This window comes from Paenibacillus paludis (assembly GCF_042610515.1).
Lineage (GTDB): Bacteria > Bacillota > Bacilli > Paenibacillales > Paenibacillaceae > Paenibacillus_AQ.
Window position 1 is genome coordinate 173,798 of record NZ_JBGJZP010000010.1, and the last position, 13,945, is coordinate 187,742.

Sequence of the window (13,945 nt, forward strand, 5' to 3'; positions counted from 1 at the left end):
CACTAGCTTTTATAAGAATAACTTGTATAATGAAACTATATACTTGTATTATACAAGTTGCCATGATGATGTCAATAATCATCCGTGTATTCCTATGAAAATTACTCGTATCACTATAATATGCTTCAGCTGAGAGAGAGGTCACAACCTGCCATGGAGAAACGTCCGATAGAAACCATAGAACTGGAAATGTCAATTCTCAGCCGCCGTTTGACTTCAATGAGCACATATAAAAAACTCGGTATGCTGGACTTCTCCGCGTATCTGCTGCTGCGTCAAATCGCCTCGCACGGCTCGGCCGGTGTTAAGGCGCTGTCTGAGGAATTCCGGCTGGATATCTCTACGATCAGCAGACAGGCGTCAACGCTGGAGCAGAAGGGTTATCTGTTCCGTGAACCGGACCCGCAGGACGGAAGGGCTTATACGCTGCAGATTTCTGAACTTGGACTTAACATGCTGAAACAGAACATGGATATCCGCCAGGATAAGGTCGGCAAAATGCTGGAGGACTGGACCGAAGAAGAACGGGAGAATTTCGGGCAGCTGCTGCAGAAGCTGAACGACGCTATTTTTCGAGAAATGTAAGGTAAGGGTATGACCTACTATAACCGGAGGTGTCTTATGAATCCCCAGGATAGTCAAGAAGAAAAGCTGCTAATGGTATTCGAGAACATCAAGCGCTTGACCACCCGCTCCAAATGGAATGATTCGATTCCCCACGGGGAATTTCTTATGATGTTCGCCATCAATGTCATGATGAAGAAAGAAAGTAGAGAACCGGAGGCACCGGAGTGTCCGGGAGTCATGATCTCCAAATTAAGCGAGCTGCTGCAAATCAGCAGACCCACCGCCTCGCAGGTTGTCAGCTCTCTGGAAGAGAAGGGGTATATTGAACGCGCCATGTCTGTAACAGACCGCAGAGTGATCTATATCAGCCTTACGGAACAGGGGCAGACGGAATTCAACAAGAAGATGGAGCGGTATTCCTGCGTCATGAACGAGATTATTGAGAAGGTGGGCCGGGAAGAGGTCAACCAGTTGATTGACACTTGTGAACGCCTGAGGAATGTGGTGGATGAGGTGAGAGAGCAGCTGGTGTCCAGTCAGGGCATGATTGAGGAAATAATAGTTTAGAAAAAAGAAAAAAACGGGCCTTGGAGTATCTTCCAAGGCTTGTTCTACATTCATGGATAATTGGGAGCTCCCCTATTGTAATTTTAGTGAAAATGGAATATTCTACATATAGAAATATTTCGAAATGATTTTGATCTAATTGTTAACGGGAGGTGCGCATGGGAATTAAGGATACTTTCAAAGCTCTGTCGGATGAATACCGCAGAGAGATGCTCGAAATGCTGAAGGGCGGAAGGATGACCGCAGGAAGCATCGGCGAACGCTTTGAGATGACGCAGGCGACCGTGTCGCATCATCTGTCCGTACTCCGGGAGGCCGATCTGGTCCGCACCGAGCGGGACGGAAAGTATATTTATTATGAACTGAACACCAGTGTATTTGACGATGTAATGAAGTGGATTCTAGCGTTCAAAGAGGAGGAATGAAGATGCTCAAATTCAAGATGACCAGCATCATTGCCCTGCTTGTTGCCTTAATTCCGATGGGTTTATATCTCTATCTGTACCCGCAAATGCCGGACATGGTGCCGATGCATTTCGACATCAAAGGGAATGCCGACCGCTTTGTGCCCAAATCCAGCTCGGAGGTACCCTTTCTGGCCGCTTTAGGTCTGATGGGGTTCATATTCTTTAAGCTGATATTCTTTTTCATCATTCGAAGCGCCGCACGTAAAGGCGAAGATAACGCAAGATCCATCACCAAAATATTGGATATTACCACCCTATGCTGCACCGTGCTGTTTGCGGGAATATCGGTTCAGGCATTATTTGTGCAAGCGGGAAGTTTTGATTTTTCGAGAATGGATCTTGTGCGGATTGCTGCCGGGATGCTCGGACTGATTATGCTGCTAACCGGCAACCGGATGCCCAAGCTGAGACGGAATTCCCTGGCGGGTCTGCGGACCAAAGAGACAATGAGAGATGAACAGGCATGGTTCAGGGCTCAGCGCTTCGCTGGAAAATGGTATGTCGCCGGGGGTGCGGCAATGGTATTGGGCTGCCTGCTGCCGGGCTGGTGGGCGCTATATGCGGCAATTGCGATATTCGCCGTGGTGAATATAGTGCCAATCGTTTATGTCAAAGCAAAGCTGAAACCAGAGTAGGGGTAACTGTGAAGAATGGTAGAATATTGGGCATAGCCTGCAACATGTCTTATAGATGAAACAAAAGTGAGACGCAGATTGGGGTTACACACAGCCGCTGCATTGACAACAAATTTGGAATTGGCTATACTTTCTGTAATCTTATAGTTGGTATACGTTGAACGAGACAGTAGCAGCCTTTGTCCCTGTCACAGAAAGCCGGGGGTGATGGAACCCGGCACACACATGGACTGCGAATTACACTCCGGAGTATCTTGGGTAATGCCAAGCGGAAGGAAGCGAACGATAACTCGCTGAAAGTGGTACGGACACAGCTGTTAAGTGTTCGTGCAATTTGGGTGGTAACACGGTTAATTATAGTCGTCCCTGTGTCTTCATAGACAAGGGGGCGATTTTTTTGTTGGCCAAATCCTCTGAAACCCAGCTGCTGTGCTTGCTTCAACGTAAATCCAAAGAACACGAATAATTACACAAAAGGGGCTGTATCATGTTGAACATTATTGATGAACTGGAATGGCGCGATGCGATTAATCAGCAGACGGATGCGGAAGGACTGCGGGAACTAACGAATACGAAGGCGATTTCGCTCTATTGCGGCGTAGACCCTACAGGCGACAGCATGCATATTGGCCATTTGATTCCCTTTATGATGCTGAAGCGTTTCCAGCTCGCCGGACATCGTCCGGTAATTCTCATCGGCGGGGCAACCGGCACAATCGGCGATCCAAGCGGCCGCCAGAGTGAACGTTCGCTGCAGACGATGGAGCAGGTGCAGGAGAATGTTGCAGCGCTGACTGCTCAAATGAAAAGATTGTTTGTTAACGACGGTGACAACCAGGTGCGCATGGTCAACAACTACGACTGGACGAAGAACATTAACGTGATCGAATTCCTGCGGGACTACGGCAAAAACTTCAGCATCAACACGATGCTGGCCAAAGATGTTGTTTCCAGCCGGCTCGACAGCGGGATTTCGTTCACCGAATTCGCCTACCAGATTCTGCAGTCGATCGATTACCTGCATCTGTACCAGCATGAGGATGTGCAGCTGCAGATCGGCGGCTCTGACCAATGGGGCAATATCACGAGCGGACTGGATCTTATCCGTAAAAAAGAAGGCAGCGAAGCCAAGGTGTTCGGCCTTACCATCCCGCTGATGCTCAAATCGGACGGCACCAAATTCGGAAAAACCGCCGGGGGCGCCGTGTGGCTTGATCCTAAGAAAACGACGCCGTATGAGTTCTACCAGTTCTGGGCCAACACCGATGACCGCGATGTGGTGAAATACCTCAAATACTTCACGTTCCTGAGTAAGACGGAAATCGAAGCACTTGCCGAAAAAGTACAAACCGAACCGCATAAACGGGAAGCTCAGAAAGCACTGGCCGAAGAGATGACCCGGTTTGTTCATGGCGAAGAGCTGCTGGAGCAGGCAAAACGCATCACCGCTGCCCTGTTCAGCGGGGATATCCGCTCTCTGACCGCAGACGAAATCGAGGAAGGCTTCAAGGAAATGCCGACCTATACCGCAGCCGCTGAATCGAAAAATATCGTGGAATGGCTGGTGGACTTAGGGATTGAGCCGTCCAAACGCCAGGCGCGTGAGGATATCACCAAAGGGGCAATCTCCATTAACGGTGAGCGTGTGAGTGAGCTTGAAGTGGAGATTACGGCTGATCATGCTATCGGCGGACGATTCATCATCATCCGCAAGGGCAAGAAAAATTATAGTCTGGTAAAACTGACCCAAAACTGACCTAATATCGCACTACGCGATGCTCAACACAAAAGCCGCCGAACCCTGAGAGGTTCGGCGGCTTTAAATATAAATATTTATATGCTTCACGCTATAAAATATCCGTTTCCGCTTGGTTGATCAGATATTATTCATCCTCAAGCTTTGCAAGCTCATCCTCAAGTCCGGCGAGACTTGTGCGGATAGCTTCGGCTAAGGCATGTTGTCTGGTTGCCTGCTCCAGCAGTTTCTCCTCCTCGGAGGCATCAGTCACCGGGTCATACGCCGGAGAGGTTCTTAACCGGTTCAAATCTGCCTCACAAGCTTTTCCGGCATGTTCAGCTTGCTTCAATTCTTCCCCGGCGATGCCAATCTGGTACTCCAGATACGTGAAGTCAGATGAGGCTGCGCTGTGGGTTGAACGCTGTGAATAAGTCATCATGCACCTTCTTTCCTGTCCTTTCGGGTAACTGTATGTTCATCATACAAGCTTTCGGGCATGACCTCAACTGACCTATAGGCGTATGCCTTTTCAGCCATGGAATTGCGATCTCTTCAAGCTGCCTGCGACATTGCTCACAGACAACAATCCCCATTCTCGTTTTACCATTAGAGAATTGAAAATAAAAGCTAAATTTTTCAATAACAGTTTACAAGGGAAGCTTCCCGCGAAAGAAGGTTGTTATACATAATGAAAGCTTTATCTTTTGACACGTTGGACGAAGTCAAACGTTACCTGGGGGAAAAGCCAAGCAGCCGTGGTCTCGTGCTGTTCGCCTCCGCTGGTGCTGTCAGGGAACTGTCCCCGCATGCGCCTGCAAATGCCGTGTTATGTTCGACCAAAGGTGAATATACCCCGAAGGGTTACCGGAACGGCGTGGTTTCGGGGTTTGAATACGATGCAGATATCGCCGATATTGTGGAAATTCTGCACCCGCCTGTGCTCAGCGGCGATAACCTCAAGGCCTCGTACCATAAAGTAAAAGACAACGTGAATGCGTTTCTGCTGCTGCTGTGCGACGGAAGGGCTGCAATGGAGGAGACGATTCTCTCCTCGCTTTATTTCATCGATCAAGAGTTCAAGGTGCTTGGCGGAAGCGCAGCGGATGATGAGAGCGGAGAGACCTATCTTTATATCGGAAGCCGCCGGGTGCGCAACCTGGGAATCTTTTTCAACTTGACCGCCCGTACCGCATTGATCAAAGAGAACATATACGTTCCGACCGGAACGAAACTGCTGGTAACAGAAGCGGATGTGTTTGGACGAACGGTATATTCGTTTAACGGCCGCCCGGCGGCAGAGGAATATGCGCGTGTGCTGGATGTGAAGGAAGACCTGTTAGCCGGGCATTTCCTGAGCAACCCGCTGGGCAAAAGATACGAAGACGATCTGATTATCGCATCTCCGATGGTCATCAATCCGGACAAGTCTATTACCTTCTACAGCCAATTGATGCCGAGCACTTATCTGGAGGTGCTTAGCGCGGCTGACCCGCTTGTGGTGCTGGAGCAGACACTGCGTGAGATTCCGTTTAAGCCTGCTTTTGTACTGAACATCAATTGTACGCTGCGCGACCGGCTGTTCCTCCGGGATGGCTTGTGGGCAGGATTTGACGACAAGATGATCGGGTTCTGCGGGAACACCGCCGGCTTCATCAGCTACGGGGAGCAATATTACAAAAAGCATGCCAACCAGACAATGGTATTACTGCTGGTCGGATAAGGGGGACTCATTATGCAATGGATCAACAAGCTGCGCGCTTCATGGGGGAAAAGCAGCCGTGACGCGGAAATAGTAACTAATGGCAGCGTCATCCAGACAGAAAAGGACAGTATGCCCGGCCAATCAAGCACCTGGAATGATTCGAATCCCGTCTCCAAGCCATTATCCTATGGCATTCATGCCTATTCCTTGGCGGAGCAGATCAGCCGCGAAACCGGGTTCATCCTCCAGGAAGAGGGACGGATGGTAGAGGATTTCGCAGCTCTGCGCGCAGGAAGCGGAGAGATGATCAGCCAGATCGGCGGAACGCAGCGGCTGCTGGAGCATTTGAAGGCCAACAGCGAGCAAACAGAAAGGCTTATCAATGAAATGTATGGCAGTCTCGCGTCTTCCTCAAACAAAATTGAATATGCGAAGGAAGCCAACGTACAGATATCTGCTGAAATGCAGAAAGCCTCGGCGATATTCACCCAGTTTGTGTCTTTAAATCAAGAGCTAAGCCAGCATTTTCAGAGTATTGGGCAGCTGGCGGGCATTATTACGGAAATCGCCGAGCAGACCAATCTGCTGTCCCTGAACGCAGCCATCGAGGCGGCAAGGGCTGGTGAGCATGGGCGGGGGTTCGCGGTCGTTTCTTCAGAAATCCGCAATCTTGCCGACCGTACCCGCAGTCACGTGGAAGAAATTATGGGTTCGCTGTCGGGGATGACTGACGTGATAGAACAGCTACACGACAAGTCCAGTGATGGAACACGGGCCATGGCAGAGACGAACGAGCGGATCGGCCAATCGACCGTTTATATGAACGAGATCGTCGAAGCGGAGGAAGAAGTATTCCAGCATCTGGAGAAAATTCAGGTTTCCCAGGACAGCAGCCTTGAAGATGTGGAACGCATCAATGCCGATCTGCTGCATGTCATAGAGAAATCAGGGCAGGATTCCGAACAGTTTGAGATGCTTGTCCTTACGATTCAGAAAAAAGCCGATCATTTTCAGCAGATGCTGAATCACTTGCATCAGATAGCGGAGCTAAGGCAGCTTGATGAAGAGGGAGAAACAGCCGCCCGGCGTGAATAAGGCGGGTTTGTAAAGAGCGGTTTTAATGGTAAGTAAAAAGGTCTGCCGCTTAAAAGAGAGCAATAAAAAAACCGCAGTAAGGATGATTCCCTTGCTGCGGTTTGCTTGCGTTCTTGTCTATGTCAGTGTGTATGTAATATAGATAGACAGACGTTTAGTTTTTATCGATGAGTTCAAGTTTTTCAAGGATCTTTATTGTTGTTAAGGCGGATAACTGAACGGCTAATTCAACGCTTTCTTTCTGAATTCCGTCCTTCTCAATAGCATCCTTGTTCTCTGAGAAGACTTCTTCAGTTACTTGGCTGATCAGACTTTTGACGATTTCAATATGCATAATAAACTCCCCCTCTCCGGAAAAATAGCCACATTCTTATATTTCGGCAGATCATCAGGTTTTTCTTTGAAATAAACCTTCCTCAATTAGCAGAAATCGGGTGGAGAAAAGTATAAACCATCTCATTATTATGATATAGTTAATATTGATTTTTAGTCCATACCCTTTCGTTAGACAGAAGAGGTTGTTTGAATACATATCAATTGTTACAGAAGACCTGAGAGGGAGTACTCCATGACACAATTTGTCTACAAGCAAATAATTGATGACCTTAAAATGAAAATCTTTGCTGGACAGTTTGCGGATATGCGATTACCTGATGAACGCAGTCTTAGCGAAACGTATCAGGTTAGCCGCAGCTCCATCAAGCGCGCATTAACCAAAATGGAAAGTGTCGGAATCATTTTCAAAAAACGAGGTTCAGGCACGTTTATTAACCCCTTATACATAAAAAATGAATCCATCTTCAATTACGAAGGTTCCAATCTGGGTGTCACCGACAATTTCCAGATGCATGGCAAGAAACCTAAAGTCAAAGTGTTGAATTTCGAGGTTATTCCGCCAACAAAAGAATTGCAGCGGGATTTGTTCCTGGGGCCCCATGATTTTGTATACAAAATCGTCCGCTTGCGCCTGTTCGATGATGATCCCTTTATGATAGAGACGGGGTATATCCCGATAAAAATCGTTCAGGATTTAAACCAGACGATTATCGAGGGCTCTATTTTTAACTATTTGGAAGACTCGCGTAACCTGGCCGTAACCAAATCATTTTTATCTATTTTTGCCGAGCCGTCCTTGTCCACGGATCAGGAGCTGCTGCACTTGAAAGAAAATGAACCTGTTGGCATTATGGAGGGGATTTTCTTTTTGGACAATGGTACTCCCTTTGAATTTTCCCATATGCGGTTTCATTATCAATATTTGAAATTTAATACGTTTGTATCTGTTCATTAAGGAGCAGAATAAGACCGGGGATTTTCCCGGTCTTATTTTTTTGTATACTTTACTTTTTTATGGATGTAACGTATTTACATAAATTTCAATATAACTGTGTTTTGACAGCGATTTTCCTGAGTTTTTCATACTATGTTCAAATTTTCACAAAATTGGACCGTATCACTTGTCAAAAAGGTTGTATTTATTTTGAGCAGAGGTATGATGTATTTGTAGAGAAAAAGAATGGCAATAAGCAACAATATATATATAGGAGTGGATGAAATGGGATTATCAACCATGAAAGTCGATTATTCGTCTAAAACGTATCTGGAAAAGCTTGACGCTTATTGGCGTGCAACCAACTACATTTCGGTAGGTCAGCTGTATTTGAAAGACAACCCGTTGTTAAGAGAACCTTTGAAAGATGCTGACATTAAGATTAAACCTATCGGACACTGGGGTACTATTCCGGGCCAGAACTTTATTTATGCCCATTTGAATCGTGTAATTACTAAATATGATTTGAACATGTTCTATGTTGAAGGTCCGGGTCATGGCGGTCAGGTCATGGTTTCGAATTCCTATCTGGACGGAAGTTATACTGAGATTTATCCGGAAATTACGCAGGATATCCCGGGTCTCAAAAAACTGTTCAAACAATTCTCGTTCCCGGGCGGCGTTGCTTCCCATGCTGCACCTGAAACTCCGGGATCCATCCATGAAGGCGGCGAGCTGGGTTATTCTTTATCCCACGGCGCTGGCGCTATTCTGGATAACCCTGATTTGATTTCGGCTGTTGTCGTTGGAGATGGTGAGGCTGAAACCGGACCACTGGCCGCATCATGGTTCTCCAACCGCTTCATCAACCCTGTTACAGATGGCGCTGTTTTGCCGATTCTGCACTTGAACGGATTTAAAATCAGCAACCCGACGATTCTGTCCCGTCAATCCAAAGAAGAAATCACCGCTTACTTTACAGGCATGGGCTGGGAGCCGTTCTTTGTTGAAGGCGAAGACCCTGAACATATGCATCCGGAAATGGCGAAGGTACTCGATACCATCGTCGAAAGAATTGCAGCCATTCAAAAAAATGCGCGTGAAAATAACGACCTTACCCGCCCGGTATGGCCGATGCTCGTCTTCCGTTCCCCTAAAGGCTGGACTGGACCGGCAGCATGGGACGGTGTGCCGAATACCGGTTCGTTCCGTGCCCATCAGGTTCCAATTCCGGTTGACCAGAAAAATATGAAGCATGCTCCAGCTTTGCTTGAATGGATGAACAGCTACAGACCGGAAGAATTATTTGATGAGAACGGCCGCTTGAACGCAGAGCTTGCCGAAATCCTGCCTACAGGCGACAGACGTATGGGGATGAATCCTGTTACTAACGCTGGCAACCTTATCAAAGATTTGCGCCTGCCGGATTTCCGCGACTATGTGCTTGATAACTCCGTTCCAGGTAAAGTAGTAGCGCAGGATATGGCCGTTCTCGGAAAATACCTGAAAGAGGTTGTCCTGCTCAATGAAGATAACCGCAATTTCCGGATTTTCGGACCGGATGAAACGATGTCCAACCGTCTGGGACCTGTGTTTGAAGTGACCAAACGCCAATGGCTGGATCAAATTAATGAACCTAATGACGAATTCCTCGCTTCGTATGGCCGTGTAATTGATTCCCAATTATCGGAGCATCAGGCGGAAGGACTGCTGGAAGGTTATGTATTAACCGGACGTCATGGCTTCTTTGCAAGTTATGAAGCTTTCCTGCGCGTTGTGGATTCGATGATTACCCAGCACTTCAAATGGCTGCGTAAAGCAACCGATCAAGGCTGGCGCGCTGATATCCCTTCACTCAATGTTGTCGCAACTTCAACCGTGTTCCAGCAGGACCATAACGGTTATACGCACCAGGATCCGGGTTTGCTGGGTCACCTGGCAGACAAAAAACCGGAATTCATCCGGGAATATTTGCCGGCTGATGCCAACTCCCTGCTGGCTGTATTTGACACCATCCTGAACGACCGTCAAAAGATCAACCTGATTGTGTCGTCCAAACATCCGCGTCCACAGTGGTTCTCGGCTCAAGAGGCGCAGGAATTGGTTGATAAAGGACTCAAGATCATTGACTGGGCCAGCACGGACAAAGGCGGAGAGCCTGATGTTGTATTTGCTTCTGCAGGTACCGAACCTACGATTGAAGCTTTGGCTGCCATCTCTATCCTGCATGAGAAATTGCCTGAGCTGAAAATCCGTTATATCAACGTGGTCGATCTGCTTAAGCTGAGAAGCCAGAAACTTGATCCGCGTGGTTTATCCGACGATGAGTTTGATCAATTTTTCACAAAGGATAAACCGGTCATCTTCGCTTTCCACGGTTATGAAGGCCTGATTAAAGACTTGTTCTTCGACCGCCACAATCATAACCTGCATGTGCATGGCTACCGTGAGAACGGCGACATCACGACTCCGTTCGATATGCGTGTACTGAATCAGATGGACCGTTTCGATCTGACGAAGGAAGCTGTTCTGAGCTTGCCTGCAGCTGACAAACACACTGCCATCGCGGATGAGATGGATGCTATGGTTAAGAAGCATTATGAGTATATCCGTGAAGAGGGCATTGACCTGCCGGAAGTGGAGAATTGGGTCTGGAAGAGTTTGAAATAAGTTTGAGAAATCTGCTTATAAATGTATGATGAAGTTGAAGGTGCCTGTCCCAGTGTGCATTAGGGGCAGGCACTTTTTTTGAAACGTATTCTATAGTAGGATTTAAGTGCCACCTTGTGGAATATTAAGGAATTGTTATATTGAATTTCAGAACATGAGAAAAGGAAGTAATGCATGAGAAGACAACACGAAAGTTATAGGTTTACAAAATTAGGTGTCGCAATGCTGTCTGTCATGCTGCTGCTGCTGTCACTGGCTCTTCCAGTCCAGGGTGCTGGAGGGAAAGGGGATACGACTCCCTCAGGCTCACCGCTGTCTTCGCTCGGGACCATTATAGATACTTATGTCGCTGCCCGTCAGCGGACAACAGCAGCGGTTTCGGTTGTTGTTATCAAGGACGGCCAGACCGTCTTCGATAAAGCATATGGCTTCGCGGATATCGAGCGCCAGTCCGCAGCTGATACAGACACTGTTTTTGAATGGGGCTCGACTACGAAGCTGCTGGTCTGGACCAGTGTGATGCAACTGGCAGAGCAGGGCAAGCTTGATCTGGAGACAGATATCCGTGAATATCTTCCTCAGGGCTTTCTCAAAAAACTGAAATATGAAAAACCTGTCACGCTCTTGAACCTTATGAATCACAATGCCGGCTGGCAGGATCGGATAACCGATTTGTACTATTTTGCAGAGGAAGATATTCCTGAGCTGGGGGAGGCGCTGCAGACTTTTGAACCGCGGCAGGTTTATCAACCGGGAACGGTGGTGGCGTATTCCAATTTTGGTGCGGCCTTGGCTGCCTATATAGTGGAATTGCAGAGCGGTGAGCCATTTTATACCTATGTGAAACAACATATCTTTGAGGTGGTGGGCATGGACAATACGTCCATACACCCAGCGCAGCAAGATAATCCGGCTATTGCGCAGCGCATGGACAACATCCAAGGATATACAACCAGCCTGAAGCTAATCAAGAAGAATAGAGGGTATATGGGGATTTATCCGGCAGGAAGCGCTATGGGAACCGCAGAAGATGCAGCGAAATTCCTGGCAGCTCTGATGCCTGCAGCCGGCAGCAGCAGTCCGCTGTTCCAGAGCCAAGCAGCTTTAAAAGAAATGCTGTCCCCAAGCCTGAATTACGAGGGAACCGCCATTCCAAGGATTGCCCACGGTTTTTTTGAGATCAACCATACCCTTCCTGCATTGGAGCATGGCGGCAATACTGCAGCCTTTTCCAGCAAGTTTACCTTGGATCCGGCTTCCGGCTTTGGGATGGTCGTGTTGACTAACCAGGCCAATGAGTGGGAGTATACCACCGGTCTGACCGATAAGGTGTTTGGCGAATACAAACCGGAAGCCTATAGCGGCGATATGCCAGAGAGTTCAGAGGTGGAGGGCCAATACCTGTCAGCACGAAGAGGGGTCCATGGATTCACCAAAATCCTGGGTTACCTTAACGGCGAAAAGATCACAGCAATTAACAACCGCACTTATAGCGCTAACGGTCTCCCCTTTAAGCAGATCGCACCTTATATGTATGCTCCGGTACATCAATCGGGACTGGAGTATTTTATACACGATCATGGCACGGTTACCAAAAAGTCCACTGTCTACAATGATGCTTTTCCAGTCTCGGGCTTAACTGCATACAGCGTAACCATTTCCCTGACCCTACTTGGCATCGCTGCATTGTTCACTATCGTTGCACTGATCAGCGGTCTTGCCGGATTTATCTTCCGCAGAATCAAGCGGCAGACGAAGGCGGCCTCCGAATTCTACAAATATCATCTATGGGTGAATACTGCCGGACTTTTGTTAATAGTAAACAATGCGATTTTAGGCTATAGATTGATAAATTACACCACGTACTCTTCCATTCGTATTCATTTTATAGGTAACCTCCTATATGTTCTGCTGGCAGGGAGTTATATCGTTCTGTTACTAATGTGGCTGCGGCGTACGCAGAGTGGTAAAAAGGGGAAAATCATGTACGTGTTATCTGGTGTTTCGGCACTGATATTTAGCGCTATTATAGCGGGCTGGGATTTGTTCTATTAAGCTGACTGGTATCCATGTGGTAAAATAGAGGGATACGCAAAGAAAAATTCAGCTAGGAGCCCTGAGAATGAAAACTATCATTGATATCGCCCGGGCGGCGGGTGTGGCTAAAAGTACGGTCTCAAGATATTTGAACGGCGGTTCTGTCAGCGATGCGACGAGAGAGAAAATCGAACGCATCATCAAACAGAACCAGTATGTGCCCAACACATTCGCCCAAAGCCTGAAGGCAAAGCGGACCAGCATTATCGGCACAATCGTTCCGCGCTTGGACTCCTATGCAGTCTCACAGACCTTGATGGGCATAGACGATGAGTTGCGGGGACGCCAGTATCAGCTGCTCATTGCCAACACCAATCAGGACTTGGAGCGGGAAATTGAATTCATTTATGAGATGGCGAGGCAAAAAGTTTCCGGTCTGCTGCTGCTGGCGGCGCAAGTAACGGAGCGGCACCTGAAGGCGGTCCGGGACTGCAAAATTCCGGTTATACTGATCGGGCAGCAGCATGCAGACCTGCATAGCGTGATTCATGATGATGTAATGGCCGGTTATCTGATGGGCAAGCATATTCTTGATAAAGGACATCGGCACATCGCTTATCTTGGGGTTACGGAGCAGGACATCGCGGTAGGTGTAAGGCGGAAGCAAGGCTTCCAAAGGGCTCTTCGCGAATACGGAAATTGCGATGCAAGGTTTTACACCTCCGGATTCAGAATGAACGAGGCTGTGACGGCGGCCGATTTGCTGTTTGAGGACAGGGTGCCTACAGTCATCGTGTGTGCGACCGACAATATTGCGCTCGGTGTGATGAAAGCAGCCTCGCTCAGACATATACTGATTCCTTCCGGAGTGTCGGTGACGGGATTCGGCGATTACGAGGTCACTGAGATTGTTCACCCGGCGTTGACGACTATGAGATTTTATTACAGAGAAGCCGGGCAATTGGCTGCGGAGAACATCATAGCCTTGGTGAATGGAGAAGAGGTCGCCAAAGTCTCCGTCTCCGGCTGCGAAATTATTCAGCGAGAAAGCGTTGACAATTTGACAGGACTCAGCATACAATAATATTGGAACCGGTTCCGGACCTTTTTTCACAGCGATGTTGGAAAGAGGTTTTCTTTTTAAGATACTTGGAACCGGTTCCGTTAATGAGAACTAGACCAAATAGATAGTGGAGA

The 13,945-nt window shown here is 47.9% G+C and carries 13 protein-coding genes; 11 read left to right on the forward strand and 2 right to left on the reverse strand.

Annotated elements, in window-relative coordinates; genetic code table 11:
* The first annotated feature begins 153 nt into the window (after positions 1-153).
* The 5 genes from ACAN56_RS20310 to tyrS all read left to right on the forward strand — a co-directional run bounded on the left by ACAN56_RS20310 (position 154) and on the right by tyrS (position 3,992).
* Positions 154-585 (forward strand): MarR family winged helix-turn-helix transcriptional regulator, encoded by a 432-nt coding sequence (locus ACAN56_RS20310; protein WP_038588007.1) that lies wholly within the window; start codon positions 154-156, stop codon positions 583-585.
* 36 nt (positions 586-621) lie between these two features.
* Positions 622-1,134: a MarR family winged helix-turn-helix transcriptional regulator gene (locus ACAN56_RS20315; RefSeq protein WP_379145375.1), complete on the forward strand. Its 513-nt coding sequence runs from the start codon at positions 622-624 to the stop codon at positions 1,132-1,134.
* Positions 1,135-1,292: 158 nt separating this feature from the next.
* Entirely contained in the window at positions 1,293-1,559 is a 267-nt protein-coding gene (locus ACAN56_RS20320) for an autorepressor SdpR family transcription factor (protein WP_038588013.1), read from the forward strand.
* Between the two features lie 2 nt (positions 1,560-1,561).
* Complete coding sequence (locus ACAN56_RS20325; protein WP_379145377.1) at positions 1,562-2,236, forward strand: SdpI family protein; 675 nt, start codon at positions 1,562-1,564, stop codon at positions 2,234-2,236.
* Between the two features lie 490 nt (positions 2,237-2,726).
* On the forward strand, positions 2,727-3,992 hold the full coding sequence (tyrS, locus tag ACAN56_RS20330) for a tyrosine--tRNA ligase (protein ID WP_379145517.1): 1,266 nt from the start codon (positions 2,727-2,729) through the stop codon (positions 3,990-3,992).
* 127 nt (positions 3,993-4,119) lie between these two features.
* Here tyrS and ACAN56_RS20335 read toward each other — a convergent pair whose 3' ends face one another.
* On the reverse strand, positions 4,120-4,413 hold the full coding sequence (locus tag ACAN56_RS20335) for a hypothetical protein (protein WP_341119767.1): 294 nt from the start codon (positions 4,411-4,413) through the stop codon (positions 4,120-4,122).
* Positions 4,414-4,662: 249 nt separating this feature from the next.
* Here ACAN56_RS20335 and ACAN56_RS20340 point away from each other — a divergent pair, with 249 nt between their 5' ends.
* The gene (locus tag ACAN56_RS20340; RefSeq protein ID WP_076113611.1) at positions 4,663-5,694 is read left to right on the forward strand and encodes an FIST signal transduction protein; all 1,032 of its coding nucleotides are present in this window, start codon (positions 4,663-4,665) and stop codon (positions 5,692-5,694) included.
* Between the two features lie 12 nt (positions 5,695-5,706).
* Positions 5,707-6,771: a methyl-accepting chemotaxis protein gene (locus ACAN56_RS20345; protein ID WP_379145381.1), complete on the forward strand. Its 1,065-nt coding sequence runs from the start codon at positions 5,707-5,709 to the stop codon at positions 6,769-6,771.
* A gap of 154 nt (positions 6,772-6,925) precedes the next feature.
* Here the strand turns inward: ACAN56_RS20345 and ACAN56_RS20350 are convergent, their stop codons facing one another.
* A complete protein-coding gene (locus ACAN56_RS20350) occupies positions 6,926-7,105 on the reverse strand; it encodes a hypothetical protein (RefSeq protein ID WP_038588023.1) in 180 nt (59 codons plus the stop codon).
* A 234-nt stretch (positions 7,106-7,339) separates the two neighbouring features.
* Between ACAN56_RS20350 and ACAN56_RS20355 the strand changes: the two genes are divergently transcribed.
* From ACAN56_RS20355 to ACAN56_RS20370, 4 genes are all read left to right on the forward strand, one after another.
* Positions 7,340-8,062: a GntR family transcriptional regulator gene (locus ACAN56_RS20355; RefSeq protein WP_038588026.1), complete on the forward strand. Its 723-nt coding sequence runs from the start codon at positions 7,340-7,342 to the stop codon at positions 8,060-8,062.
* 264 nt (positions 8,063-8,326) lie between these two features.
* Complete coding sequence (locus ACAN56_RS20360; protein ID WP_379145385.1) at positions 8,327-10,711, forward strand: phosphoketolase family protein; 2,385 nt, start codon at positions 8,327-8,329, stop codon at positions 10,709-10,711.
* Between the two features lie 174 nt (positions 10,712-10,885).
* Positions 10,886-12,766, forward strand: a complete 1,881-nt coding sequence (locus tag ACAN56_RS20365; RefSeq protein ID WP_379145388.1) for a serine hydrolase domain-containing protein — start codon at positions 10,886-10,888, stop codon at positions 12,764-12,766.
* 67 nt (positions 12,767-12,833) lie between these two features.
* Positions 12,834-13,832, forward strand: a complete 999-nt coding sequence (locus tag ACAN56_RS20370; RefSeq protein WP_379145390.1) for a LacI family DNA-binding transcriptional regulator — start codon at positions 12,834-12,836, stop codon at positions 13,830-13,832.
* Positions 13,833-13,945 lie beyond the last annotated feature (113 nt).

Coding starts and splice junctions, on each gene's coding strand:
- ACAN56_RS20310 (WP_038588007.1), top strand. CDS start 154: ATGGAGAAACGTCCGATAGAAACCATAGAACTGGAAATGTCAATTCTC.
- ACAN56_RS20315 (WP_379145375.1), top strand. CDS start 622: ATGAATCCCCAGGATAGTCAAGAAGAAAAGCTGCTAATGGTATTCGAG.
- ACAN56_RS20320 (WP_038588013.1), top strand. CDS start 1,293: ATGGGAATTAAGGATACTTTCAAAGCTCTGTCGGATGAATACCGCAGA.
- ACAN56_RS20325 (WP_379145377.1), top strand. CDS start 1,562: ATGCTCAAATTCAAGATGACCAGCATCATTGCCCTGCTTGTTGCCTTA.
- ACAN56_RS20335 (WP_341119767.1), bottom strand. CDS start 4,413: ATGATGACTTATTCACAGCGTTCAACCCACAGCGCAGCCTCATCTGAC.
- ACAN56_RS20340 (WP_076113611.1), top strand. CDS start 4,663: ATGAAAGCTTTATCTTTTGACACGTTGGACGAAGTCAAACGTTACCTG.
- ACAN56_RS20345 (WP_379145381.1), top strand. CDS start 5,707: ATGCAATGGATCAACAAGCTGCGCGCTTCATGGGGGAAAAGCAGCCGT.
- ACAN56_RS20350 (WP_038588023.1), bottom strand. CDS start 7,105: ATGCATATTGAAATCGTCAAAAGTCTGATCAGCCAAGTAACTGAAGAA.
- ACAN56_RS20355 (WP_038588026.1), top strand. CDS start 7,340: ATGACACAATTTGTCTACAAGCAAATAATTGATGACCTTAAAATGAAA.
- ACAN56_RS20360 (WP_379145385.1), top strand. CDS start 8,327: ATGGGATTATCAACCATGAAAGTCGATTATTCGTCTAAAACGTATCTG.
- ACAN56_RS20365 (WP_379145388.1), top strand. CDS start 10,886: ATGAGAAGACAACACGAAAGTTATAGGTTTACAAAATTAGGTGTCGCA.
- ACAN56_RS20370 (WP_379145390.1), top strand. CDS start 12,834: ATGAAAACTATCATTGATATCGCCCGGGCGGCGGGTGTGGCTAAAAGT.